At 55.6% G+C, this 24,523-nt stretch carries 20 protein-coding genes; 12 read left to right on the top strand and 8 right to left on the bottom strand.

All coding sequences use genetic code 11. From position 1 onward, the window contains the following. Positions 1 to 257: 257 nt before the first annotated feature. The 4 genes from J0A66_RS07980 to J0A66_RS07965 all read left to right on the top strand — a co-directional run bounded on the left by J0A66_RS07980 (position 258) and on the right by J0A66_RS07965 (position 4,643). Positions 258 to 1,880, top strand: coding sequence for a response regulator (locus tag J0A66_RS07980; RefSeq protein ID WP_206573260.1), 1,623 nt, complete (start codon positions 258 to 260; stop codon positions 1,878 to 1,880). Positions 1,881 to 1,925: 45 nt separating this feature from the next. Then, positions 1,926 to 3,719: an ABCB family ABC transporter ATP-binding protein/permease gene (locus tag J0A66_RS07975; protein ID WP_206573259.1), complete on the top strand. Its 1,794-nt coding sequence runs from the start codon at positions 1,926 to 1,928 to the stop codon at positions 3,717 to 3,719. Beyond that, positions 3,719 to 3,925 (top strand): putative quorum-sensing-regulated virulence factor, encoded by a 207-nt coding sequence (locus J0A66_RS07970; RefSeq protein ID WP_206573258.1) that lies wholly within the window; start codon positions 3,719 to 3,721, stop codon positions 3,923 to 3,925. Before J0A66_RS07975 ends, J0A66_RS07970 begins: the two co-directional genes overlap by 1 nt. 313 nt (positions 3,926 to 4,238) lie before the next feature. Continuing rightward, positions 4,239 to 4,643 carry a hypothetical protein gene (locus J0A66_RS07965; RefSeq protein ID WP_206573257.1) on the top strand — a complete coding sequence of 135 codons (405 nt, stop codon included), beginning with the start codon at positions 4,239 to 4,241 and terminating at the stop codon, positions 4,641 to 4,643. A 2-nt stretch (positions 4,644 to 4,645) separates the two neighbouring features. Here J0A66_RS07965 and J0A66_RS07960 read toward each other — a convergent pair whose 3' ends face one another. From J0A66_RS07960 to cspE, 3 genes are all read right to left on the bottom strand, one after another. Beyond that, complete coding sequence (locus J0A66_RS07960; protein ID WP_206573256.1) at positions 4,646 to 5,869, bottom strand: ABC transporter permease; 1,224 nt, start codon at positions 5,867 to 5,869, stop codon at positions 4,646 to 4,648. Next, positions 5,863 to 6,540, bottom strand: a complete 678-nt coding sequence (locus J0A66_RS07955; protein WP_206573255.1) for an ABC transporter ATP-binding protein — start codon at positions 6,538 to 6,540, stop codon at positions 5,863 to 5,865. Before J0A66_RS07955 ends, J0A66_RS07960 begins: the two co-directional genes overlap by 7 nt. A 176-nt stretch (positions 6,541 to 6,716) precedes the next feature. Further along, positions 6,717 to 6,926, bottom strand: a complete 210-nt coding sequence (gene cspE / locus J0A66_RS07950) for a transcription antiterminator/RNA stability regulator CspE (RefSeq protein ID WP_206573254.1) — start codon at positions 6,924 to 6,926, stop codon at positions 6,717 to 6,719. Between the two features lie 371 nt (positions 6,927 to 7,297). Here cspE and J0A66_RS07945 point away from each other — a divergent pair, with 371 nt between their 5' ends. Next, positions 7,298 to 11,257 (top strand): S8 family serine peptidase, encoded by a 3,960-nt coding sequence (locus tag J0A66_RS07945; RefSeq protein WP_206573253.1) that lies wholly within the window; start codon positions 7,298 to 7,300, stop codon positions 11,255 to 11,257. Between the two features lie 57 nt (positions 11,258 to 11,314). Here the strand turns inward: J0A66_RS07945 and J0A66_RS07940 are convergent, their stop codons facing one another. Genes J0A66_RS07940 through J0A66_RS07930 form a run of 3 tightly spaced genes read right to left on the bottom strand, consistent with a single transcriptional unit; the run spans position 11,315 to position 13,002 of the window. Beyond that, positions 11,315 to 11,677, bottom strand: a complete 363-nt coding sequence (locus tag J0A66_RS07940; RefSeq protein ID WP_206573252.1) for a YciI family protein — start codon at positions 11,675 to 11,677, stop codon at positions 11,315 to 11,317. Next, complete coding sequence (locus J0A66_RS07935; protein WP_206573251.1) at positions 11,674 to 12,036, bottom strand: DUF1304 domain-containing protein; 363 nt, start codon at positions 12,034 to 12,036, stop codon at positions 11,674 to 11,676. Before J0A66_RS07935 ends, J0A66_RS07940 begins: the two co-directional genes overlap by 4 nt. 45 nt (positions 12,037 to 12,081) lie before the next feature. Next, positions 12,082 to 13,002, bottom strand: a complete 921-nt coding sequence (locus J0A66_RS07930) for a pirin family protein (protein ID WP_206573250.1) — start codon at positions 13,000 to 13,002, stop codon at positions 12,082 to 12,084. A 245-nt stretch (positions 13,003 to 13,247) separates the two neighbouring features. Between J0A66_RS07930 and J0A66_RS07925 the strand changes: the two genes are divergently transcribed. From J0A66_RS07925 to J0A66_RS07915, 3 genes are all read left to right on the top strand, one after another. Further along, positions 13,248 to 14,771, top strand: a complete 1,524-nt coding sequence (locus J0A66_RS07925; RefSeq protein ID WP_206573249.1) for a SpoVR family protein — start codon at positions 13,248 to 13,250, stop codon at positions 14,769 to 14,771. Between the two features lie 104 nt (positions 14,772 to 14,875). Then, positions 14,876 to 15,481 (top strand): HvfX family Cu-binding RiPP maturation protein, encoded by a 606-nt coding sequence (locus J0A66_RS07920; protein ID WP_206573248.1) that lies wholly within the window; start codon positions 14,876 to 14,878, stop codon positions 15,479 to 15,481. Between the two features lie 97 nt (positions 15,482 to 15,578). Beyond that, positions 15,579 to 16,472 (top strand): DMT family transporter, encoded by an 894-nt coding sequence (locus J0A66_RS07915; RefSeq protein WP_206573247.1) that lies wholly within the window; start codon positions 15,579 to 15,581, stop codon positions 16,470 to 16,472. Between the two features lie 6 nt (positions 16,473 to 16,478). Here J0A66_RS07915 and J0A66_RS07910 read toward each other — a convergent pair whose 3' ends face one another. After that, a complete protein-coding gene (locus J0A66_RS07910) occupies positions 16,479 to 18,500 on the bottom strand; it encodes a S9 family peptidase (protein WP_206573246.1) in 2,022 nt (673 codons plus the stop codon). A 167-nt stretch (positions 18,501 to 18,667) separates the two neighbouring features. On the opposite strand from J0A66_RS07910, the gene J0A66_RS07905 reads away from it, so the two are divergent. From J0A66_RS07905 to J0A66_RS07890, 4 genes are all read left to right on the top strand, one after another. Then, positions 18,668 to 20,083 (top strand): M20/M25/M40 family metallo-hydrolase, encoded by a 1,416-nt coding sequence (locus tag J0A66_RS07905; RefSeq protein WP_206573245.1) that lies wholly within the window; start codon positions 18,668 to 18,670, stop codon positions 20,081 to 20,083. A 16-nt stretch (positions 20,084 to 20,099) separates the two neighbouring features. Then, entirely contained in the window at positions 20,100 to 21,812 is a 1,713-nt protein-coding gene (locus J0A66_RS07900) for an amidohydrolase (protein WP_206573244.1), read from the top strand. Positions 21,813 to 22,125: 313 nt separating this feature from the next. Then, a complete protein-coding gene (locus J0A66_RS07895; protein WP_206573243.1) occupies positions 22,126 to 22,803 on the top strand; it encodes an alpha/beta hydrolase in 678 nt (225 codons plus the stop codon). An 88-nt stretch (positions 22,804 to 22,891) separates the two neighbouring features. After that, the gene (locus J0A66_RS07890) at positions 22,892 to 23,194 is read left to right on the top strand and encodes a hypothetical protein (protein ID WP_206573242.1); all 303 of its coding nucleotides are present in this window, start codon (positions 22,892 to 22,894) and stop codon (positions 23,192 to 23,194) included. A gap of 193 nt (positions 23,195 to 23,387) precedes the next feature. Here J0A66_RS07890 and J0A66_RS07885 read toward each other — a convergent pair whose 3' ends face one another. Continuing rightward, a complete protein-coding gene (locus J0A66_RS07885; protein ID WP_206573241.1) occupies positions 23,388 to 24,188 on the bottom strand; it encodes a transglutaminase-like domain-containing protein in 801 nt (266 codons plus the stop codon). Positions 24,189 to 24,523 lie beyond the last annotated feature (335 nt).

Here is a 24,523-nt window from a genome sequence, read left to right as displayed (position 1 = left end):
TCCCTAACTCAACTTTTCTTCCGTCTCGTTCCGGTTTTTCAGCCTGTTCACTTTGTGTTATGCGGTGCGAGCACCACCCGCTCTCGTTACGACACGGGGGTCACTGGTTCGAACCCAGTACCATCCACCAAAATCTAAGTTCTTTATCAGTATTATCTGTATTCATTCTCTGTCGGCTACCGGTAATCAATAACCCTTAAGCTTTCGGGCAAAAAATGCGATAAGCTAACTCCAGGTTGCAATAAAGTTACTGGCATATGGACAGAAAGATCGCCAACTCCTGCCGTGTTCTGATAGTTGATGAACAGGTACTGGCCCAGGGCTATATTAAGTACTCCCTGGAAGAGCTGGGTTTTAAAGACATTACCTATGTGGACAAGGCCAATGCTGCCCTTAAGGCTATCGAAGAGGAACATTTCGATCTGATAGTCTGTTCCTACAATCTGAAAAAAGACCAGGATGGTTACTACCTCTATGATCAGCTTAAGAACAGCCATGCCCTGCCCCTGACCACCGCCTTTATCTTTATCAGCGCCGACACCAATTCTGAACTGGTGCACAGCATTATCGAACTGCAGCCGGACGATTTTCTGGCCAAGCCCTTCAGCGTCAGGGATCTGGATAAGCGCCTGGGCAAAGTGCTCAAGCGCAAACAGGCCCTCTATCCCATTTACCAATTGATGGACAGGGACGAGTATCCAGAGGCCCTGGAAGCCGTAGAGGACTTTCTGACCAATCCGGATAATGCCGAATTCTTCCCACTGGCCCTCAAGACCAAAGGGGATTTGCTGTTGGCCTGTGGTCAGGCCAAACAGGCCAAGGAGTTCTACAATGCCATCATCAATGTACAACCCTTCACCTGGGCCAGGTTGGGCCTGGTCAATGCCCTAATCAAACTGGACGAGGATGAAGAGGCTGAAAAACTCATCCTGCAACTGGCCTTCAAGCCCGACTCACAACTGGTGGCCTACGATTTGCTCTACGGGCTGAACGTCAAGCAACAGGATTTTGAAGCCGCTTTGGAAGCGGTGCTGATGGCAGCCGAAATTTCCCCCCGTAATCTGCGCCGCCACAGGGTGGCGATCAACCTGTCGCGCCTGGTACACGACTATGAAACCCAGTTCGAGGCCGCCAAGCGAATCGTAAAGTTCGCCAAACATTCCATTCATGACCAACCGAAAAACTATATCAATGTGGCCCGCGCAGGCATTGACTACGCCATGACGGCCGACGAGAAAGACACGGCGGTGCTGGTCAAGCAGGCCAATGAATATATCCGTCAGTTCCAGGCCGCCTTTCCCAAATCCGAATTGCAGGAACAAATGAAGGTCATCAATGCCAGGTTGCTGTACCTGCAGGATGAAAAAGACAAGGCCAGGGCGTTGATTGAACAGATCAATGCGGATATCCCGGGTGCCGAGGATCTGGAGGACTTGCTGGACAAGGCCAAGGTTTTCCACGCCCTGGGCCTGCATGAACGATGTCAGAAAACCCTGGATGAAATCGAAAAGCGCTGCAAGCATGATCCGGAGTACGGAGAGTTGTTTATGCGGTATATCCAGCAGGAGAAACAGGAAAAAACCCATATCCTGCAGTCGCCCAAAGAGCTTAACAATAACGCGGTGGACTACTATCAAAAAGGTGAACTGGACAGTGCCCTGGCCACCTTCCGCCAGGCCTACACCCTGATGCCCAAAAACCCATCCATCGCCCTAAACCTGTTGCAGGCCATCGCTACCAAGGCCCGCGAACAGGGCCTGTCCGATGGCGCCAGCCAGATGGTTAAACGCTGCATCGCCACCATCGAAAACGGTCAGCTCAACGAAGAACAGGAAGCCCGCTATATCAAGGTGAAAAGTTTTCTGCAGGAAGCGGTTTGAGTCTCACCTTGATACAATGGCTTTTTTTATGCAGTTATCCTGTTGATGCGACATAACAAATTTCCCGCCGATCCGGACCAGCCGGTCAACTGGTCAGTACTGTGGCAGCTTCTGCCCTATCTGAAGGAGTTCAGATCCCGCGTCTTTCTGGCCCTGCTGTGCCTGGTCGGCGCTAAACTGGCCAGTGTGGGTATGCCCTTTGTGCTCAAGCATGTGGTGGATGACCTCAATCTGGACAAGCCCCCTTCAGCACTCGTCGTGGTGCCCATCGCCCTGATTATCGCTTATGGACTGTTGCGCCTGTTCAGCGTGCTGGCTGGGGAAATCCGCGACACCCTGTTTGGCCGGGTTACGGAGCGGGCCATGCGTCGGTTGGGTCTGAAGGTTTTCCAGCACCTGCACCGGCTGGATCTGGATTTTCACCTCAATCGACAGACGGGGGGGCTGTCCAGGGACATAGAGCGGGGCACCACCGGCATTGGTTTTCTGATGCGCTTTATGGTCTTTAATATCGTCCCCACTGTGCTGGAAATCGCCATGGTGGTGGGCCTGCTGTTCTATAATTACGGGCTCAGTTTCGCCGTGGTGATACTGACTGCCGTGATCACCTACGTCGCTTTTTCCGTCAGGGCCACTCACTGGCGTACCCAGTATGTGCGGGAAGTTAACCAGGCCGACTCCAGCACCAATTCCCGGGCCATAGACAGCCTGCTCAACTACGAAACAGTCAAGTATTTCAACAACGAAGACTACGAAGCCAGACGTTACGACGAAGATCTGGCCGGCTGGGAAACCGCCAGGCGCAAGAACAGGTTATCCCTGTTTGTACTGAACGGCGGACAGGCGCTGGTCATTGCCGCGGCCATGACCGCCATGATGTGGCTGGCCGCCGCCCAGGTGGCCGAAGGCAGCATGACCATAGGGGATTTTGTGTTGATTAACGCCTTTACCATGCAGATTTTTATGCCGCTCAACTTCCTGGGTTTTGTCTACCGGGAAATCCGCGGTGCCCTGGCCAATATCGAGAACCTGTTCAAGCTGCTGGATAAAGCCCCTGCCATTGAAGACCGGCCGGACAGTGCCGAATTGCAGGTTACACAGGGCCGCATCGAGTTCGCACAGGTCAGTTTCAGCTACCGGCCGGACCGGCCGATTCTCAACAACCTCAGCTTTACCGTCGAACCAGGCCAGAAAGTCGCCGTAGTGGGAGAATCTGGGGCCGGCAAGTCCACCCTGGTCAAACTGCTGTTCCGATTCTATGAGGTGACAGAGGGGCAGATCCTCATCGACAACCAGGATATCCGCCAGGTCAGTCAGCAGTCCCTGCGCCGGGCTATCGGCATCGTGCCCCAGGATACCGTGCTGTTTAACGACAGCATTTTTGAGAATGTCCATTATGCGAGGCCACAAGCCAGTAAAGAGGAAGTTAAAACCGCTATCCGTCATGCTCATCTTGATCACTTTATTGCCAGCCTGCCTGATGGCTATGACACTCTGGTGGGTGAGCGTGGACTGAAACTCTCGGGAGGGGAAAAACAGCGGGTGGCCATCGCCCGGGCCATTCTCAAACGTCCGCCCATTATGCTGTTCGATGAGGCCACCTCATCGCTGGACAGCCAGTCCGAAGGCGCCATTTTATCGGCCCTGAAGGAAATCGCCCGCGGCCATACCAGTCTGGTGATCGCCCACCGGCTTTCCACTGTCGTGGATGCGGACAAGATCCTGGTCATGGCCCAGGGCCGCATTGTCGAGCAGGGCAGTCACAGTCAATTGCTGGCTCAGGATGGTCATTATGCCAGGCTCTGGCAGATTCAACAGCAGGACAAGGAAAAAGACTAGTGGATAAACAACTGCTGCTTGAAGCCATCAATCAGACCATGCCCTTTGGCAAGTATGCCGGCAGGAAGTTACTGGAACTCCCAGAACCCTATCTGGTCTGGTTTGCAGGAAAAGGCTTTCCTGAAGGCAAACTGGGACAACAACTGGCGCTGGTGCATGAGATTAAGGTCAACGGACTGGAAACGATGTTATACCAATCGGATTAATCTTTAGTGCATTCAGCGCAAGGCAAAATGTTCGATACCAAGGCGCCCGCATGAAGGTCTAGTGGCGCTAAATCGAATGCGAGCAACACAGGTAGCGGGCATTTTGTCTTCGCCCGCAGGGAGCGCCATGGATGGCGTGAAGTAGAACAACGCAGGAGCAGTTGTCGAGAGCGCCCAGGAAGGATTATTTCTGCGTTCCAACTTCTCGACATAGCACCACTATGCCTTCGAAGCCGCGCCTTGAACTAATCCTTCCTGGACAGCTCTGATTGCACTAAAGATTAATCCGATTGGTATCACGCAGAGATAAGCCATGTTCAGTCGCAACAGAAAACGCAAAGACCGACCCTATCAGGTAAAGAAAACCGGTATCAAGGATGAGAATATCGACAGGCAAATCCTGGTATTACATAAAGCCATGCTGGACAAGTTGTGCCGCTGTCCGGAATTACTGCCCCGGGTGCTCAACACCCTGGAAGCGCGCCGGGAATCGGGACGGCTGGGCCATGGGGCCTACCTGATCTGGTTCTGCGCGCTGGAAAACCTGTCTCACGCCCCGCAAAAAATGCGTGACACCCTGCTCGAAGACAGCCCAAGAATGCGTAAACTCAGACGCAATACGCCACTGACGGGCATTCTGAATGAGCAAGAACGCCAGCAGGCGCTACTGGACAATGCCTGTGGCGATACCAGTATCGGAGTAATGTTGGGCGGTTAGTATCAGGTCCGCACCGTCAGTCCTTTCGACAAGGCATTACGATAGGAAAGGATCGCGGGCAGCAAGGCCAGCAGAGCCGCCAAGCCCACGATCAGCCCCAGATAACCCAGGGTCGACCCCGACAAGGGCAGACTGGAAATATACAAACCATACTGGCTGCTGAGCCAGTCCTTCAGAAGCACCAGTAATCCGGCCAGCCCCAGGTATCCCAGTACGGCCCCCGCCAGAGCAATCAGCACGGCTTCCAGTTCGATCAGCAGCAGTACGAAGCTGGCATGGGCGCCAATGGCGCGCAGCACTGCGATTTCCCGTTCCCGTTCACGCAGGGCTGCCAGCAACATGGTCGTCATGCCAAGCAGACTCGCCAGTAACACAAGAAGTGCGATCAGGGCCAAGGCCCGTTCCACCATCCCCATCATCTGCCACAGCTCAGACAACGCCACGCCAGGCATAATGCCCAGCAACGGCTCATCCCTGAACTGATTGACCTTGCGCTGAAACGTCAGCACCGCAATACGGGATTTCAGTCCCACCAGCATGGCGGTAATGGACTCAGGCTCATGGCTGTGCCCGTGATCGGCATGGCCGCCACCCGTTTCATGGATAAGTTCGATAGAGCCCAGGCTCACATGAAGGGTCTGATCCACCGGCGTTCCGGTTGGCGCCAGAATGCCTGTTACCCTGAAGGGATACTGGTCATGGTGACTGAAACTCACGCCCCCGGTACCGTGGGAGATTACCAGCTCATCGCCAATCTCATAACCCAGCTTTCGCGCCACTTGGGCACCGAGTACCGCCTGTTGCTCGCCGGCAAAGGGCTGACCGGCGCTAAAGGAGAGGGGTTGCCTGCCCCCGTACTGGTAGTGTTCAAAATATCCGCCGGTGGTGCCCATCACCCGGTAGCCCTGATGGGAATCCCCCAGGGAAAGGGGCACTGCCCAGGCCACTTCACTGGCCTGGCTGAGAGTCTCGAAGCTCTGCCAGGACATGTTATTGCTGGCATTACCAATCCGAAATACCGAGTAAAGCAGCAGATTGGTGGGGCCGGTGCGGGCGCCGACGATCAGATCCACGCCGGAAACGGTTCGGCCGAAACTGGCGCGCAACTCATTCCTGATATGGTCGACGCCAAGCAGGATAAACACCGATACGGCAATGGAAAATACGGTCAGAAGTACTGTGAGCCGGCGGTTGAACAGGCTGGCTGAGGCGATGCGCATTAACATGGGCTGGCCTCCCCCGCCCCGGCCAGCTCCCGCAGATCCAGTTGCAGATCAAAATAGTCCTTGAGGGTGCGGTCATGGCTGACAAAGATCACCGAGGCACCGGTTTCCTCCACACAACCCAGCAACAAATGCAGGAAGTTATCACGCAGTTCGGTATCGAGCGCAGAAGTGGGCTCATCGGCAATCAGCAGTTCCGGGCGGTTCAGCAGCGCCCTTGCCACTGCCACCCGCTGTTGCTGGCCAACGCTCAGACCCGTGGCTTTACGGTTGAGCAAATCATTGGTCAGTTCAAGACGCTGCAAAATATGGTCGAGCCAGGTTTGATCAAGCGGGGTGGCAGGACTGAAATATGCAGCCAGTTCAATATTTTCACGCACGCTAAGATAGGGCAGCAGGTTGAACTGCTGAAAGACCATACCGATATGCCTGGCGCGAAATCTGTCCCTCGCCCAGGCTTGCATCTTGGTCAGGTCCTGATCCAACACGCGGATACTGCCGGACTGCGGCCTGAGGATGCCACTGAGCAGATTCAGCAGGGTCGATTTGCCGCTGCCGGAGGGGCCGTACAGAAAGACTTTCTGGCCACGGGCCACCCGCCAATGACGGATAGTTACGATGGGCAGCTGTTCCCAGGCGAAGGAGACATTGTCGAGCGCTACAACGGATTGCATCAACTTTCCCGCGTTTTGTTACAAGATAACATTATCCGTCATTTTGACGCGACCGTTCCATCATTGCAATTTCAAGTCGGCAGAGGGTAAGGAATGAGGGACAGAAACAAAAAAGCCGCTGGCATCAGCGGCTTTTTGCTTTTCAGTGGCACTCCCTTGGAATGCCCGGCTGAAAATTAAACTGGTGTAACGTTTACAGCTTGTGGGCCTTTGTTACCCTGCTCAACACCAAAAGAAACCTTTTGGCCTTCAACCAGAGTCTTGAAGCCTTCTGCAGAAATAGCACGGAAATGTACGAATACATCTTTGCTGTTGTCTTCAGGAGTAATGAAACCGAAACCTTTATCTTCGTTAAACCACTTAACGGTACCGATAGTCTTAGACATGAATGTCTCCAATATAAAATTTTACCAACCGCACGGATGCGGATAACGCCTGCAAACTGGATTATTAAAGCAACATACAAGCAAAGACTTCAGGACAAAAACGGTAAGGTCGATGTAGCGAAGAAACTTAGAGCAGAAAACTGTTGTATAAATAATGGTCTGACGTTACAGGCCGAGGCATACTCTAACAGCATTTGTACATTTGTACAGGATTAATTTGAAAAATAATTAGTGCGCTGAAGGCCCAAAACTTTCTTTCCCGGTCGGCAGAGGGCCGGTTACAAAAAATTACACAGAATAAATAACTGCTGAAGTTTTAACCAGTCATCGGGTGCAGACTGCTTAACAGTATCACTGTAAAGGGACTTCTCATGTTACCCAGACTGCACCGAGTTTTAATTATACTGTGGCTGTCCAACGGCATACTTCCGGTAATGGCCGCTCCGTCCGGCACCTTACCCGACCCGCTGCCGCACCAACAAAGTGCCAAACTGGCCGCCCCTGCTTCAGCCAACCAAACAGCCGTGCCCCATCGTTATTTTGTCCGGTTCAGGGCCGACAGTGCCGCCGCCCTCTCTGTAAAACAGGCGGCAAGCAGCGCCTCGGTCCGACCCTTAAGCCAATTGGCCAGGGATGTGGCAGCCAGACAAGGACATGTGGTTAACAGTATTAAAACCAGTCTGCCCGACCTGCAGATGCATGCTTCCTTCCAGGTGCTGACAAATGGCATAGAGGTAAGCGCCACCGAAGAACAGTTGAGCCGGCTGAAAAAAAATCCCCTGGTCAGTGCAGTTTACCCAGTCCGGGTACGCCAGGCGTTGCTGGACAGCAGCCGCGAGTTGATTAACGCGCCATCGGCCTGGCAGCAACTGGGCGGTGAGCAGACGGCCGGAAACGGCGTCAGGATAGCCATCGTTGATACCGGTATCCGCAGCAACAACCCCATGTTTGATGACGCCGGCATGGCGCCCCCCGACCTGCCTGACAGCCTGACTGCCAATCCTGATTACTGCCGCGCTGCAAACGGCGATCCCGGGTTTTGTAACAACAAGGTGATCCTGGCCCGCTGGATGGACCCGGAAGCCGCCGGCATGGAGTTGTACGAAAATGAGTATCGCAGTCCCATGGACTTCGACGGGCATGGCACCCATGTTGCCGGTATTGCGGCAGGCCGTCCCCTCACCACAGAACACCGGGGGACCCAGGTGCAGATAGGCGGCGTAGCCCCCGGTAGCTATCTGATGATTTACAAGGCCCTGTTTGTCACGGCCGACGGCATGGCCATGGGCACCGACACTATGCTGTTGCAGGCGCTCGAACAGGCCATCCTGGACGGCGCCCATGTGATCAACAATTCATGGGGAGCCTCGTTTGGCGAAGCGCCCGAAGATTCCATATTCTTTGAGGCCCTTAACCGGGCCCAGGAACTGGGCATAGTGGTAGTCACCGCCGCAGGCAACGATCTGCATGCCGGACGGGGAACCACTATCAATTGTCCGGCCTGTATCGAATCAGGTATTGCGGTGGCCAATACCACCCATGGCCGTTATTTCGGTCATCGTGTGACACTGGATGGACAGCAGTATATGGCTTATCCGCCGGTGGATGCGCCGTTGCAGGCCAGTCTCAACCTGCCCTTGCACACACTGAACAGTATCAACCCCATTGACGACGACGGTTGCGGTGAGCCATTAACCACCCCCGTTTTTGAAAATGCGGCGGTGATGGTGGATTACCGCCATATGTGTACTCTGGAGCAGGTCGCCCAGATGGTGCAGTCCGCCGGCGGTGCCATGGTCATCATCTACCAGAGCGGCGTGTTCGGTATGGCAACCTACGAACCCTTTATTCCCTATGCGGGAGAGTTCGTCATTCCCATCGTCGGGGTTTCCAGGACGACAGGCCTGCAGTTGTTTGAGAAAGCCCACTCGGGCAATCATAATATCAGCCTCTCCAGCAGTATCAGTGCGGCAGTAGAGCCCCAGTTCGCCGATATGGTGCACCCGTTCAGTTCCACGGGGCCCAACAACAACCCCAGCTATCTCAAACCCGACATGGCCGCCCCCGGCACCCATATATTGTCAGCTTATTCCCCGGAGGTTTACCAACCGGGGCCGCCCTTACCCGCTCAGGCAACCGGTATTTCAGACCCCTATTTTGAGCTGCTGACCGGTACCAGCATGGCTTCACCCCATGTGGCCGGGGCTGCCGCGCTGTTGCGGCAAAAATACCCTGACTGGACGGCCAAACAAATAAAATCTGCCCTGGTCAACACGGCCAATCCTGACGTCAAGTCAGGAGATATGCAGGCCCGGCCATTCGATATGGGAGCAGGCCGTCTGGATTTGGCTCAGGCAATAGAGGCCCGGCTGGCTGCTGATCCCGTGTCCTTCTCCGATCCGAGCTGTGTTTATCGCTGTCAGTTTCAGGTGGAGCTACAGAACCTGGAAGACGTGGAAGCGACCTGGCAGGCGCAGTTATCCTTTGCCGATCCTTCCGTGAGTGGTCAACTGGAGACCGAGCAACTGACCCTGGCCCCCAAAGGACAGCAAGGCAGCAGCGCACAGTTCACTTTTACGGCAGGCACCGCCCTGGCCGAGCCGGCCAAATGGTACTTCGGCTGGGTAACCCTGTCCTCCGCTGAGCAGCAGATGCGACTGCCCATCGCACTTTATGCCAACGACAGCTCCGATGAAGGCAGGTTGAGCGTGACCTCCCTGTCGCCCTCCTCGACGCCGGATGAAGCGGTGAACTTTGTCGTCAAACTACGCAATAAGCAGATGCAGGAGGCACCGAGACTTACCCTGGATCTCCCCGTTAATGCAGCCTATGTGCAGGACAGCCTGTCTATCGAAATCGAGCGGGGAGAAACCCTGAGCACCCATTACGATGCGGATAATCACCAGTTGCAATGGCAAGGGGAACTGCAGCAGGGCAAAATGTTTTTACAAACGGACGGAGGACCCTCGGCGGTTTCACTCAAAGAGTTGGGCGTTTCACCTGTGCTTTGCACCGAAGGCTGTGTGCATACCGTGACCCTGGTGGACTTCCCCTATTCCTATAACGGCCAGACCTATGACAAGCTCACCGTCACCGACAATGGTTTTGTGGTGGCCGGGGAGGCGGCAGTGGGTCAGTTCACAGCCCTGTTCAATCAGAACCTGCCGCAGCCGGGCTCCCTCAACAATGTCATCGCCCCGTTCTGGACAGAGTTCGATCTGGCCGATCCACAGCTTGACGAAGATCGCGGTGGCGGCCAGTTATTTGTCTCCACCCAGCCCCTGGACGGCAGGGAATACCTGATTGTGGAATGGAACCAGGTCAGACTTTACCAGAACGACGTGGATGTGGTGACAGAAGATCCTTTTACCTTTCAGTTGTTGATTGAAAAGGACACTGATCATATCTATTTCCGCTATCTGGATATTCCCGATTTACCCGCGACGCTGAGCATAGGCGCAGAAAATGAAGACGGGTCCAGCGGCGTGGGGCGGTATTTTGATGGCCAGGGGGACGGCATTGCCATCGGTAATCAGGAACAAACACTGCGACTCCTGACCGAACCCCAAGGCAGGGCTGAGATGAATTTTGCCGTGATCCCTCAAGGCCCGCAATCTTTCACCCGCGAAGATATTTTTGAACTGCCGAAAGAACAGCAGAGTCTGTTGGATGTGTTGGCCAATGACGATGCTGCCCTCACCCTGTCTGTGGTCGCCAGGCTGCAAAGCGGTCAGCAGGACCAGGCCCAGGAAACGGTGATATTGCCGGCAGCAGCCTTGCAGGAAGATTCCCTGACAGTGTTGACCCAACCTTCCCACGGCCATGCAACAGTAGAACAAGGTCAGATTCGTTATATTCCGCAGGCCGGCTTCACCGGTCAGGACAACCTGACCTATAGGGTGACGGATCAGCAAGGCCTGGTCTCCACCGCGACCTCTGTCAGACTGGACGTCATCAATCCCAACCAGGCTCCGCAACTGGTCGCCCCGGCACGTCTGCAGGCTTCAGAAAACCAGACCGTCACCCTGAGTGTCAGTGCCTCGGATCAGGAGGACGACAGCCTGGCCTATCAGTGGCAGCAAACCCTCGGACCCAGCGTCTCTTTCACAGCGTCGGATAACAGCATCAGTTTTCGCACGCCGGAGGTCGGCAATCCCACCCTGATCGCCTTCGAAGTGAGCGCCAATGACGGCACATCAGACAGCAACAAGGTCACCGCTGAAGTGCAGGTCAACCCCGCACAGACAGGGGGCAGCGGCGGCGGTGGCAGCCTCAGGCTCTTCGTCCTGTTGTGGCTGGGGCTGATGCTGATGATCAGAGCAAGACGGTAGCTTTAGCCTGGTCACCGGCCAGGCCTGGGCACCCTGACGAAACAACAGGTAACGGCGTTAGTGCGGTTCCGGCCGCCAGGGATAGAAGACGTTAAGTTCTTCGATGGTAAAGGTGAACAGACCCGCCCTGACGCCTGGGTCCTCACTAATCACCTGGGTGGCCGCTTCCAGGGACGGACTGCTCAGCAGAATCATGCCCAGTTCCCCGTAACGGGCACCGAAGCGTATCTGTCCTGCTTTTCGCAGGCGCTGCAGATTGCCCGAGTGCTCTTTAAAACCGGGTTGCGCAGTGGCAGAGAGTTGGGTGTCCCAGGCTGGTCCAGTGGCAAAATGCACCACAAACAGGCGCGATTGCGGCTCACTGGCCTGAGCAATGCCAGCCAACACCAACATACAAAATGCAATAGTACGGAGAGTCATGCAATGGGGCTCCGGCTTAAAAGGACCGCCAGCGCCACTAATGCCGGCAGGGCCTGGACGACGAAGATACGCTTGTTGACAGTGGCCGCCCCAAAGATCCCGGCCACTGCCACACAGGCCAGAAAGAAACCCTGTATCGAGGGCTCTGACATCACCAGCCCCCATACCAGACCGGCGGCCAGGAATCCGTTATACAAGCCCTGATTGGCCGCGAGGACTTTGGTGGCTGCGGCCTGTTCGGCAGTTAAACGAAACACCTTTCGGCCCGTGGGCTTATCCCACAAGAACATCTCCAGCACCAGAAAGCCAAGGTGCAACAGGGCCACCAGTAACACCATCAAAAAACTCAGGGTCGACATAAGTGCTTCCGACACAGGGATAGTTGGTGCCTATCATTCCACTTCTTAGCGTTTGGGCAAAGGAATAAACTCATCTGCATCGTCCGGTACTTTGACGAAACGCTGCGCTTCCCAGTCATCCATAGCCTGCTGGACACGTTCCTTGCGACTGGACGCAAAATTCCAGTACATAAACCTCTCACCCAGTGGCTCTCCGCCAAACAGGACAATACGGCTATGCAGCTCAGCGGTGATCCTGACCTGGCTATTGGGTGTGAGCAGGGCCAAATTGTGTTCATCCACTGTGGTCTGGTGAATTTTCACCGCTCCGGAGGCCACATACAGAGCGCTTTGCTCCACCATTGGCAAAGTCAGACTCTGGCCGGGCTCCAGAAATGCCTCCAAGTACAGCGTGTTACAGAAGGTCTTGACCGGCGACTCCACCGAGTATGCCTTGCCAATCATGACCCGGACAGTGACTTCGCCGATTCTGGCTGTAGGAATATCATCCACGCCGTAATGATAAAAAGCCGGCGGTATCTCTTCGTACTCCTCCGGCAGGGCATGCCATAACTGCAGCCCATGCAGCTTGTGATCCTCTTCACGGACCTGTGGACGCTCTCGTTCCGAATGGACAATGCCACTGCCCGCCACCATCAGATTGATATCGCCTGGTTTGATGGGTTGCAGGTTAGCCAGGGAGTCCCGGTGCAGGATTTCCCCTTCAAACAGATAAGTCACAGTGGCCAGATTGATATGCGGATGGGGACGCACATCGATGCCCTTACCGGCCTCAAATTCAACCGGCCCCATATGATCGAAAAAGATCCAGGGGCCCACAGAACGAAGTTTGGCAGTGGGTAGAGCCCGTCTCACTGACAATCCTCCCAAGTCCCTCTCTTTGGGTTCGATAATCATCTCTATCCCTTCGCAGGATTGCGATTTTTGTTCGCATTCCCCGGTGGTCTCTTTAAGCAGATTGGTCATTACGCCGGTCCTTATATCAACTCATAGAGCCAGACTAGTCCCATGGGGCCAAACTAACAAGGCTGCAGAGTTGGATGTGCCTGACTATCCTGAACAGTCAGCAGGGGCGACAGTCACCGTCCCTGAAACTTATGGAAGATCCCCCCCTGCCCTGAACTATACTCAGGTCGAGGGCGTAGCAGGGAAGATAAACAGAAGATCAGGAAAGGCCCCGTCACCTGTCCAAAATCACTGAGGAGCGCGCGATGCAGAAAAAACGCAAATCCAAATTGTTGTCAGATGGACCGGACTGGACCTTCGATCTGTTGGATAAATACCTGGCAGTCATCGACAAGGCCGCCAAACATTTCAAGTTAGAGACCTATCCAAATCAGATAGAAATCATCACCGCCGAACAGATGATGGACGCCTACGCCAGCGTCGGCATGCCAATCAACTATGCCCACTGGTCTTACGGTAAAAAGTTCATCCAGACCGAACAGGGTTACAAGCGTGGGCAGATGGGCCTGGCATATGAGATCGTCATCAATTCAGATCCCTGCATCGCCTATCTCATGGAGGAGAACACTATTACCATGCAGGCCCTGGTGATGGCCCACGCCTGTTACGGCCACAACTCCTTCTTCAGGAACAACTATCTGTTCAAGACCTGGACAGACGCCAGCTCCATCATCGATTATCTGGTCTTTGCCAAGCAGTATATTGCCCGTTGTGAAGAAAAATACGGCATTTCCGAAGTGGAACTGACCCTGGACTCCTGCCATGCCCTGGCCAATTTCGGCGTCGACAGATACAAGCGTCCCCAGCGACTGTCCCTGCGCGAGGAACAGGAGCGCCAGGAAAGCCGCGAGCAGTATCTGCAGTCCCAGGTCAACGAACTGTGGCGGACTCTGCCACAGAGTAAAGATCTGGAAACGGGCAAAAAACGAGAACGCTTTCCCGCCGAGCCACAGGAAAACCTGCTGTACTTTATTGAAAAGAACGCGCCCTTGCTGGAACCCTGGCAACGGGAACTGGTGCGGATCGTGCGCAAGATCTCCCAGTATTTCTACCCGCAGAAACAGACCCAGGTCATGAATGAAGGCTGGGCCTGTTTCTGGCACTATCATATCCTGCATCATCTGTACGATGAGGGCATTGTCAGTGACCGCTTTATGATGGAGTTTCTGCACAGCCACACCAATGTGGTGGCTCAGCCCGACTACAACAGTCCCTACTATTCGGGCATCAATCCTTATGCCCTGGGCTACAACATGTTTATGGATATCAGGCGCATCTGTGAGAAGCCCACCGCCGAGGACAAAAAATGGTTTCCGGACATTGCCGGTTCAGACTGGCTTACTACAGTGCATTTCGCCATGCAGAACTTCAAGGATGAGAGCTTTATCAGTCAGTTCCTGTCGCCCAAAATGATCCGGGATTTCAAATTGTTTGCCATCCACGACGACGACCAGGACAGCCACCTGGAGGTGGCGGCCATCCACAATGCCGAGGGCTACCAGATCATCCGTGAAAAGCTCTCTTCCCAGTACAACCTGAGCAATATCGAGCCCAATATCCAGGTCTATGATGTGGATGTACGCGGAGACCGCTCCCTGACCCTGCGTTATGTGCCGCACAATCGCATCCCTCTGGCCGACAGCCGCCATGAGGTGCTCAAGCATCTGCACCGGCTCTGGGGATTTAACGTTCGGCTGGAAATGGAAGACGAGCAGGGCCAGATCAGTGAAATATCCCACTGCCCCAATTCAGAAACGGAGGAGGCCTGATCGCCGGTCTGGTGGTCATTTTCTGTAAAAATCATCCGTGGTTTGAATACAAACCTGCGCGAGCAAGGTCTTTTGCCAGAACATTACGAACAAGGCGATGAACCATGAGCGGACTGATCAAACTGGGCTGCAAGGCCCACCAATACCTTAATACCACCCGCCGGGTGGACTTTCTTGCCCCGCTGGCCCTTCGGCTCTATCTGGTGCCCATCTTCTGGATGGCCGGCACCAGAAAGTGGGAAAATTTTGACAGCACCGCCAACTGGTTTGGCAACCCGGACTGGGGACTTGGCCTGCCACTGCCTGAGCTGCTGGCCTTTTTGGCCACCTGGACGGAAATCCTCGGCGGGGTGTTTCTGCTGGTCGGCTTTGCTGTGCGCTATATCAGCCTCCCGCTGATGATTACCATGCTGATGGCAGCCTTTACCGTGCATTGGCAACACGGCTGGCAGGCAATCGCCGATCCCAGTGCCCCCTTTGCCAATGAACGGGTAATGGAATCGGCCGACAAACTGTCCGCCGCCAAGGAAATTCTGCAACAGCACGGCAATTATGAATGGCTCACCAGCAGCGGCAATCTTGTCATCCTCAATAACGGCATCGAGTTTGCGGCAACTTACTTCATCATGCTGCTCGCGTTGTTTTTTATCGGTGCCGGCAACTACCTGAGCCTGGACTATTGGCTGGCGAAGCGGTTCCGCCGATCCTGATGCCTCCCTGGGGCAGTGAAAAAAGGCACGAGCTATCGCCGACAGCCGTGCCGGTGCTCTGCTGTGGCAATTCCGTCAGGCCGATAGCGCTGTGGTAATGGCCAGCTCCGCTTTCGTCCTTTTGGCGGCTATTTGCTGGGGCTTGTCGGGGGGAATCGGCGGCCTACTGATAGACAATGGCTGGAGTCCGGCGTTTGTTTCCCTGGTCAGGGGTGTTATCGGACTGTTGATGATGATGCTCTGGTTTATCCTGCGTCCTACGGGCAATGGCCTGAAAAGTCCACGGCTCTGGGTGTGGGCGGTAATAGCCGGCCTGGGTGTGGCAGGCAATTTCGCCTTCTATTTTTTAAGTGTCGCACAGGGCTCCGTCGCCGTGGCGGCAACGCTGATGTACTGCGCACCGGTGTTTGTCTTTCTGATCTCCTTTGCGCTCAACCTGGAACGGCCCAGTCGGTTGAAATGGGTGGCAATTCTGCTGGTGATGACGGGCATTGTTTTACTTACCGGTATTTACGACAGCAGCGGGGAAAAAATATCCCTGATTGGCATTATTGCCGGGCTATTGGCCGGACTGTCTTACTCCCTGTTTATTTTTGGCTTCAAGTTGGCGGCTCCCCATGGCAGCCCTCAGACCATACTGGTGATCGCCTTTGCCACCCTGGTCCTTGCCCTGAGCTGGTCCGGCACTGGTGGGCGGTTCCCTGATGCGGTCAGCTCGACGGACTGGCCGCTGTTTCTGACTTTGGGCCTGCTTGGCGGAGGCCTGTCATTTATCCTGTACCTCCTCGGCCTCAGCCGTTCCACCCCGGCACTGGCCTCAGTCATTGCGATGATCGAACCGGTTACCGCCTCCTTATTCGGTATGCTGGTTCTGGATGAAAGTCTTGCCGGCATCCAGCTTTTAGGGATGGCACTGATTTTGTTCACCGTCACCCTGTTGAGTGTGCACTCCAGCGACCCTCCTGCGCCGACCCGTCCACCTGCCGGATAACAGGTTTTATGGCGTTCTGCTTGCCGTATCAGGGTTTTTCCTCAGGTACAGATCGTACCAGTCCAGGGTCTGGCGCATCCGGTGCTCAACATAACTGGGCACCGCCAAGCCATGGTGCTGGTCGGGATAAACCACCAGTTTGGTGGGAATACGCAATGACCTGAGGGCCTGGTACATCTGTTCTGCCCCCAGACAAGGCACATTGTCATCCAGTGCGGCGCACTGGAACAGAGTCGGGGTGCGGATGCGATAGGCCTGTAAGAAGGGAAAGCTGACCCGCAGATAAGCATCCAAATTCTGCCAGGGCGTGCCCAGCTCCAGTTCATACTCCCGGCTGTACTGATCATGGCCGTAGTTACCCAGTATATTGCTGGTTCCGGCCCCGCTGACGGCGGCTTTGAAACGCTGGTCCGAGGCAATCACATAGTTGGTCAGTATCGAGCCGTAACTCCAGCCCCCGACACCCAGCCGTTTTGGATCGGCAATGCCCTGTTCAACCAGATAATCCACGCCCGCCAGTACATCTTGGGTGTCCAGGGCACCCCAATTGGCATAGATAGCTTTGGCATAGTCGAAGCCCCGCCCGGATGAGCCGCGCGGGTTAACCGCCAGCACTGTATAACCGGCCTGCGAATAGAGCTGCCAGTCCCACATGAATTCATGGGAAAACTGATAGACCGGCCCCCCATGGAGCCGCACGATCAGCGGATAACGCCTCCCCTTCTCATACCCCACCGGCCTGACCAGCAACCCCTGCACCTCGGTGCCGTCGGCAGAAAGGAACTGGATATCTTCTGCCCTTTGCAGTTGCCGCCTTTGCAGAAATTCATTGTGATCCGCCAGCATTCTCGCCCGCCCCGCCTCCAGGGCCACCAGTGCGAAGGGTTGGCTGTCATGACTTTCCAACAGGGCAATGCGGCCGTTTTCTGACAGGGCAAAGTCATAACCGAAGCGCTGTCCCTGGTTAAGGTATTCCAGGCTGTCTTTGTCCACATCCACCCTGACCAGCCAGGTATTGCGACTTTGCTCCAGCAGGGCGTATAACTTACCGTCACTGCCCCAACCGGGTTTGTAGAAGCTTCTGTCCACCTGCACCGGCTGCCACTGACGGCCGCTTTGGACATCGGCCACCACCAGTTGCCAGGGGGTATAGTAGATCCATTTGCCCAGCCCACTGCGCAGCCAGGCCAGCCGACTGGAATCCGCCGACCAGGCAGGTCTGGACTCCCAGTAGGGGTCCACATCTGTCCCCGGATAGGTGCTGAGCTGGCGCTGCTGCCCACTGTCTGGCGAAACCAGATAGATATCGAAGTTAAGATCCCTGTCGGCCTCTTCCCCCCGTTTGCTGACAAAGGCAATCCACTTGCCGTCCGGCGACCAGGACGGCAGATAGTCATCATGCTCCCCGGGGGTCAGCAGTTGGCTTTTTCCGCTGTCCATCTCCAGCAGGTACAGATGCTGGCGTGCCGTCAGATAGCCCCGGTAATCTTCCTTGAACTGGAAACGATCGATCTCAATGGGCGGCGCTGTTTTGCCTTTTTCCCGCGCTGTGCCCTCCTCGGCAATAAAAGCCGCCCTCCGCCCGTCCGGCGACAGCACAAAATCGCTGATCCCCAGGGGCCAACGGCTGACCTGGCGCACCTGACTGCCATCCAGGCTGCGGATAAACAACTGGGTGGTCTCATCGTCTGTCTGGTCACTCAGATAGGCAATGGACTGACCGTCCGGCAGCCATCTGGGCAGGAATTCGGACGCTTCGGGTGTGGCGGTCAGTTGCTTTCTCTCTTTACCGTCCCAGGACGCCAGATACAGATCGCTCTGGTAGCTGTCCTGTTCGCGGTTGGCATGGGTGACCGAATACAGCAGCCAGTTGCCGTCGGCGGAAAACTGCGGCTCGGCCACATCCTTAAGCCGGTACAGATCGTCCATCACAAAAGGCTTCGTATCTGCAATGGCCGACAGACTCAAAGACAACATGGCACAGAGGAACGGGATACTTAACCGGCAGGTGAGCTTATGGATTGTCATAGGGGATCCCAAATGCTGTGCATCGAATAATTATTCGACAATATTATTCTGCTTTGGTGTTCTTGCTGATATTCTGCATTTAATCCCTGTCCGACGAAAAAAGCTATCTCTTTGAAAACAGGGTTTAAAGCACCTCTCCAACCGGTTTAAGAGCAGTGAGTATATTCATGAACAAAAGAGTGTCTGCCCTGATTGTGGCCGCGACGTTAAGTACGGCCCTGCTGCCCTTGCAGGTCCTGGCCAGCCAGGCCAATGCGCCTCTGCCTTTTTTTGCTACGGCCCATACCATCCTCAAGGACAGTATCGCCATGCGCACGGTGGAAGGCTATGGCCAGGTGCCCAGACTGGCCGAATACCTGGCCGATAAATTCAGGCAGGGGGGATTTGACGAGCAGGATATTCATCTGCTGCCCCAGGGTGAAACCACAGCGCTGATCGTGCGTTTTCGCGGTGACGGCCGCTCGGGCAAAAAGCCCATTCTGCTGTCCGCCCATATGGATGTGGTGGAGGCCAATCCGGATGACTGGCAACGCAATCCCTATGAGCTGACAGAAGAAGACGGCTTTTATTTTGGCCGGGGCACCAGTGATAACAAGTTTGGCGTGGCCACCTTAAGCACCACCCTGCTGCGCCTGAAAGCCGAGGGCTTTGTGCCTTCAAGGGATATTATCCTGGCCCTGTCCGGGGATGAGGAAACCGCCATGGCCACCACCATGCTGATGGCCGGTAAGTATAAGCATCTGATTGACGCCGAGTTTGCCCTGGTGGCCGACGGCGGCGGCGGTCTGCTGGATGAAGCCGGCCAGCCCATTTCCTTTACAGTGGACAGCGCGGAGAAAACCTACGCCACCTACCAGGTCACCGCGCGCAATCCCGGTGGCCACAGCTCGCTGCCCCGTACCGACAACGCTATCTACGATTTGGTACAGGCCCTGGCTAACCTGCGCGATCATGACTTTGCGGTCAGATACAACGATCTGACCCTGGCCTATTTCCGTCACACCGCACCCCTGGTGGACAAGGCGATTGGGGATGCCATGCTGACCTTTGCCGACAACCCGCAGGATCCGCAGGCCCTGGCTGTGCTGCGCGCCCACCCTGAGTTTGGCGGCTCCACCGGTACCACCTGCGTGGCCACCATGCTCAAAGGGGGCCATGCAGAAAATGCCCTGCCCCAGTCGGCTTCTGCCACCATCAACTGCCGTATTTTCCCGGGGATCTCGGTGGAGGACACCCTGGCTGAGCTTAGGCAGGTCACCAACAATGCAGCGCTGGAGTGGCAGGTACTGGATGCCCCCAAAGCCAGCGACGCCTCACCTATGCGTGAGGATGTGTTCACCGCCATCGCCAATGCGGTGCATGCCAAGTACCCCGGCCTGCCGATTATTCCGCATATGGCCTCCGGCGCCTCAGACGCCCTGCATTTTAGGGCGGCTGGCATCCCCAGCTACACTTTTACCGGCATTTTTATCAAATCTTCAGATGAATTTGCCCATGGCCTGAACGAGCGAGTGCCGGTGGAAACACTGCCTTTTGCCCTGGGCATGTGGCACAGCATTTTGACCGAACTGGCCGGTGACTGAACCAGGGAGCAATACCATGAAACATCTGAGCGGAATCTGCCTGAGCCTGTGGTTAGTGGCCTGTACCAGCCTGGACGGCCAGGTGGCCACATCAGCCGATCTGCTGATACGCTCTGCCCATATCCATACCCTGGACCCGGCCAATCCCACTGCCCAGGCCATTGCCATCAAAGACGGACAAATCCTGGCGCTGGGCACTAATCAGGAACTGGCCGGACTGGCGGGCCCACAGACCCGCGTATTGGCGCTGAACGGGCAGAGCCTGCTGCCGGGGCTGATTGACAGCCATATCCACAGCATTGAGGGCGCTCTGGCCCTGGATGCCTGTAACCTGGAGGATCAGCAGTTAAGCTTTGACCAGTTAAAGGCCGAAGTGCTGGCCTGCGCCCAGCATGAGCCGGGTGACTGGTTACAGGTACAAAACCTGCCAAGCGTAGGCCTGGCCCTGGACAGCAAGCGGCTGGATGAACTCCTGTCCCACCGGCCGTTGTTTATCATCAGCACCGATGCCCATACGGCCTGGGCCAACAGCCTGGCCATGCAACTGGCCGGTATTGACGCCAATACGCCCAACCCGCCCAACCCGCCCAACGGCCGCATCGTTCGCGATGCCGGGGGTGAGGCTACCGGGGTACTGATTGACGGCGCCACGTCCCTGGTCAGCAAACTGCTGCCGCCCCTGCCCGAGGCACAGAAGCTGGCGGCACTGGAAAAAACCTTACAGGGGTTTTATCAGACGGGCATCACCGCCTTCCTGGAAGCCAATGCCAATGCCCAATCGGTACAAAGCTTCTGTAGCCTGGCGGCACAGGACAAACTTAAGGCCCGCCTCAATCTGGCCCTGGGCAGCGCCGGGGCGGCCAGCGAGGAAGAATTCCAGCGCCTGGAAGGCCTGCGCCAGCAAGCCAGTGACTGCGGCTTTACCGCCGATACCATCAAGCTTTATGCCGACGGCGTTATCGAGTACCCCACCCAGTCGGCCGCCCTGCTTGCGCCTTATGCAGGCCAGACACAGGGGACAAGTGACTGGGCGGGCAAGCTGTATATGCCCACCGACAGCCTGCAGGTCTTTGTGCTGGAGGCGCAGCGGCGCGGCTTTAATATTCATATCCATGCCATCGGCGATGCCGCCATCCAACAGGCACTGGATGCCTTTGCCCTGGCCAGGGCAGCGTCAGACGATCACCAGGCCAGGTTCAGCATTACCCATCTGCAGTTGATAGACCCTGCCGACTATGCCCGGTTTGCCCAACTGGATGTGCTGGCGTCCATGCAACTGCTCTGGGCCCAGCCGGATGAATACAGTGTGGAGGCGGTGCTGCCTTACCTTGGCCCTGAGCGGCACGCCAGGCTTTATCCGGCCGCCAGCCTGCACCGGGCGGGGGCACAGATTGCCGGCGGCAGTGACTGGAACGTATCCAGTTTTAACCCTTTTGAGGCCATGGCCGTGGCCATCAGCCGCACCAATCAGCAGGCGCCCCAGCGCGGCGCCCTGAACAAAGCCGAAGCCCTGCCCTTGGAAGCCATCTTGCAAGCCTATACGGTCAACTCGGCCCGGCTGCTGGGCATGGAAAACCGCATTGGCCAACTAAAAGTGGGCATGGCGGCGGACCTGGTGATTCTGGACAGAACCCTCAGCGCGGAAATGCCCCCCCGGGTGTTGGCCGAAACCCAGGTTCTCCTCACCCTGATTGGTGGCGAGGTGGTCTACCAGAAGGACCTGGAATAGCCGGAAGTAGCCGTCATCCTGTAAAAGTTTCAGGCTCTTACTTATCACGTCCTACTGGATTCATTTCAGGATCTCTCAAAGTCAGGATCCCCTCTGCGCCTCAGCGTCACTGCGCAAAATATTCTGATGACAGTTACCAGCAGAGCCACACAGCCGGCCAAGTCCCAAGCTGCCAGGCAAAATAACGAAAATATCCAAGCTGTTCAGTGGCTTAAGAAAGTGCTAAAAAAGCGTTTCATAGTCACGCGGCAACGTACCTGGTGGAAACACGGTAGTTGCCGGGGATATATTGGATTTCTGTCTGGGGTCGCACATGAAATATGGGTTACTGATTCTGCTCGCTCTCTGCCTGCCGGCCCGTGCCGGTGACATCTACACCCATATCCCAAACTCACCCGACCCGGCAAAGACCTACCTGATTTATCTGCATGGCAGAATCATCGAGAACGCCGGGCCCCGGCCTACCGATCCCCGCTTCGGCCGCTATGACTACCCGGCCGTACTGGAGGCCCTTTCCTCCAGAGGCGCTGTGGTGATCTCGGCCCAGCGCCCGCCAAAAACCGATATGAACCACTATGCCGGCATTGTGGTCGCGCAGGTGGAGGAGTTGATTGAACAGGGCGTTGCGCCTGAGAATATCGTGGTCGTCGGTTTTTCAAAAGGCGGCGGCATCGCCACCCGTGCTTCCAGCTTTTTACGCCGGCCGCAGGTGCGTTTTGTGCTGCTCGCGGCCTGCCCCGAGGGCCCGCCAAAAGACAATCTGCGCCTGACTGGCCAGGTACTTTCTCTCTATGAGACAAGCGATACCCTGGCGGGCACCTGTAAGCCCCTTGCAGAGCAGCCCGAAGCCCCCCTGTCGTTTAAGGAAATCAGCATCTCCACAGGCAAATTGCACGGTGCCTTCTATCAACCCCTGCCCGCCTGGGTCGACCCGGTACTGGATTGGGTGCATGGCGACGGCGACACTCCGGACGAGCAGAGTCAGAAATAATCAGTGTCTGTGCAGGAGCACGGGTCAACTCCAGCGCTCTGTATTAAACTCTTTGAGCAATACCTAGGCGAATGAATAAGGAACAACCATGATCAACAAACCAGAAAACTCGACTGCCAGTTCCCGCGCTTTTCTCTGGGTGGCCCTGGCCACAGGACTGATACTGCTGATTCCCCTGACCGCCATGCAATTCACTGCCGAGGTAAACTGGGACGGCTTTGACTTTTTGGTGATGGGAGCCCAGCTGTTTGGCATGGGCAGTTTATTTGTGCTGGTTTCCCGCAAAGTGCCGCGCCGAGTTCGCCTGCTGAGCGCCGGAGCATTCCTGCTGGCGTTTCTCTATCTCTGGGCCGAACTCGCGGTGGGGATCTTTACCAGTCTGGGTAGCTGATTGTCCAATCTCACCTGCCCCCTATTGGGCTGGTCTCTCAGATATTTTTTTAAAACGCTCAGAGGTAGCGGGTTGCCTGGGGTGCTTGTGGTCCAAGATTTAGCGCTGGACGCCCGGCTCAGACGCCAATTTAAAACAGAGAAAGAAGTGAAAGCCTTGATTATGGCTTGCCAAGACGTTGCTGGAAGCGATGCTAACGGGCGTATTTATCCTCAATAAGTTGGACCCGGGTGTCCTGGGTAATTGGATATACCGGCGGACCGAACTGGTTGTAGATGGCGACATCAGCGGCGTCACGACCGTAACCTATTGCCACGTATCCCCCTTTTAATTCAGCCTGTGTCGCATCGAAAGTATACCAACGCCCGGCAATATAAGCCTCAAACCAGGCATGCAGATCCATAGGTTTGAGGCCGTATAAATAACCCACCACCAATCTAGCGGGGATACTGAGGCTGCGACATAGCGCAATGCCAAGGTGAGAGAGATCGCGGCAAACACCCCACTGCCTGGTATTCACCTCCACCGCAGACACGGGTATATCGCTCCTGCCAGGTTCATAACCAATGGTAGCTCTCAGCCAGGACTCAATTGCCTTAACCTGGTCATAACCCAACTGTTGACCGGTGGTGATCGAATTGGCCATCTCGCCAAAACGATCCGACTCACAATAGCGACTGGGTAACAGATAACTGAGTACTCCATCGGGTAGATACTCCACCTCGACAAAAGGGGCACCCGGTGCCTGGTCCACTTGATCCGACGTCTTAACATCTGCAGAGATAGCAACGGCAAAAGGGCCCGGAGGGGCGATCAGGCGCTGACAAAGATTGCCGAACATGTCAGTAAACTCGTAGACAGGAACACTAGGCTTGAGCCTGTATTCCTCACTGGCAACCCATTGCTGTGCGCCACTGCGCAGCCTCAACATCAGAATAAAAGGAGTAGGAGCGGCAATATCAAAAGTTATTTCACAGCTTGTGCGCAGCCACATTCAATTGCTCCTTCAAAATTAACAAAACACAAACGGGGTACAGGCTTCCCCTTTCCCGGGGCCTGCCAGGATGAGGTGGCAACCAATGAGATCCCCCTTCCTGTGCGCTTTCAACTACTACTATGGCATTGATTTAACCAAACTTCAGATTCGATGGTCACTCAGAAGACCAGTTTGACAATCCGCTTTCCCACAAGAGCGTGGCCCGGACCAAGTAACCAATGAAATAACGAATCTGTATGCACGCCTGCAGGATTAGAAGCATCCCAGACTTAAGTAGATACGCCTTTTTTGTATTCCCGGCAAAATATCTACTTACGTTTTAAGGGCCTTTG

It is taken from the genome of Bowmanella dokdonensis (genome assembly GCF_017254865.1).
Lineage (GTDB): Bacteria > Pseudomonadota > Gammaproteobacteria > Enterobacterales > Alteromonadaceae > Bowmanella > Bowmanella dokdonensis.
The sequence above is the reverse complement of the archived record's forward strand: the minus strand, read 5'-3'. Positions and strand labels throughout refer to the sequence as shown.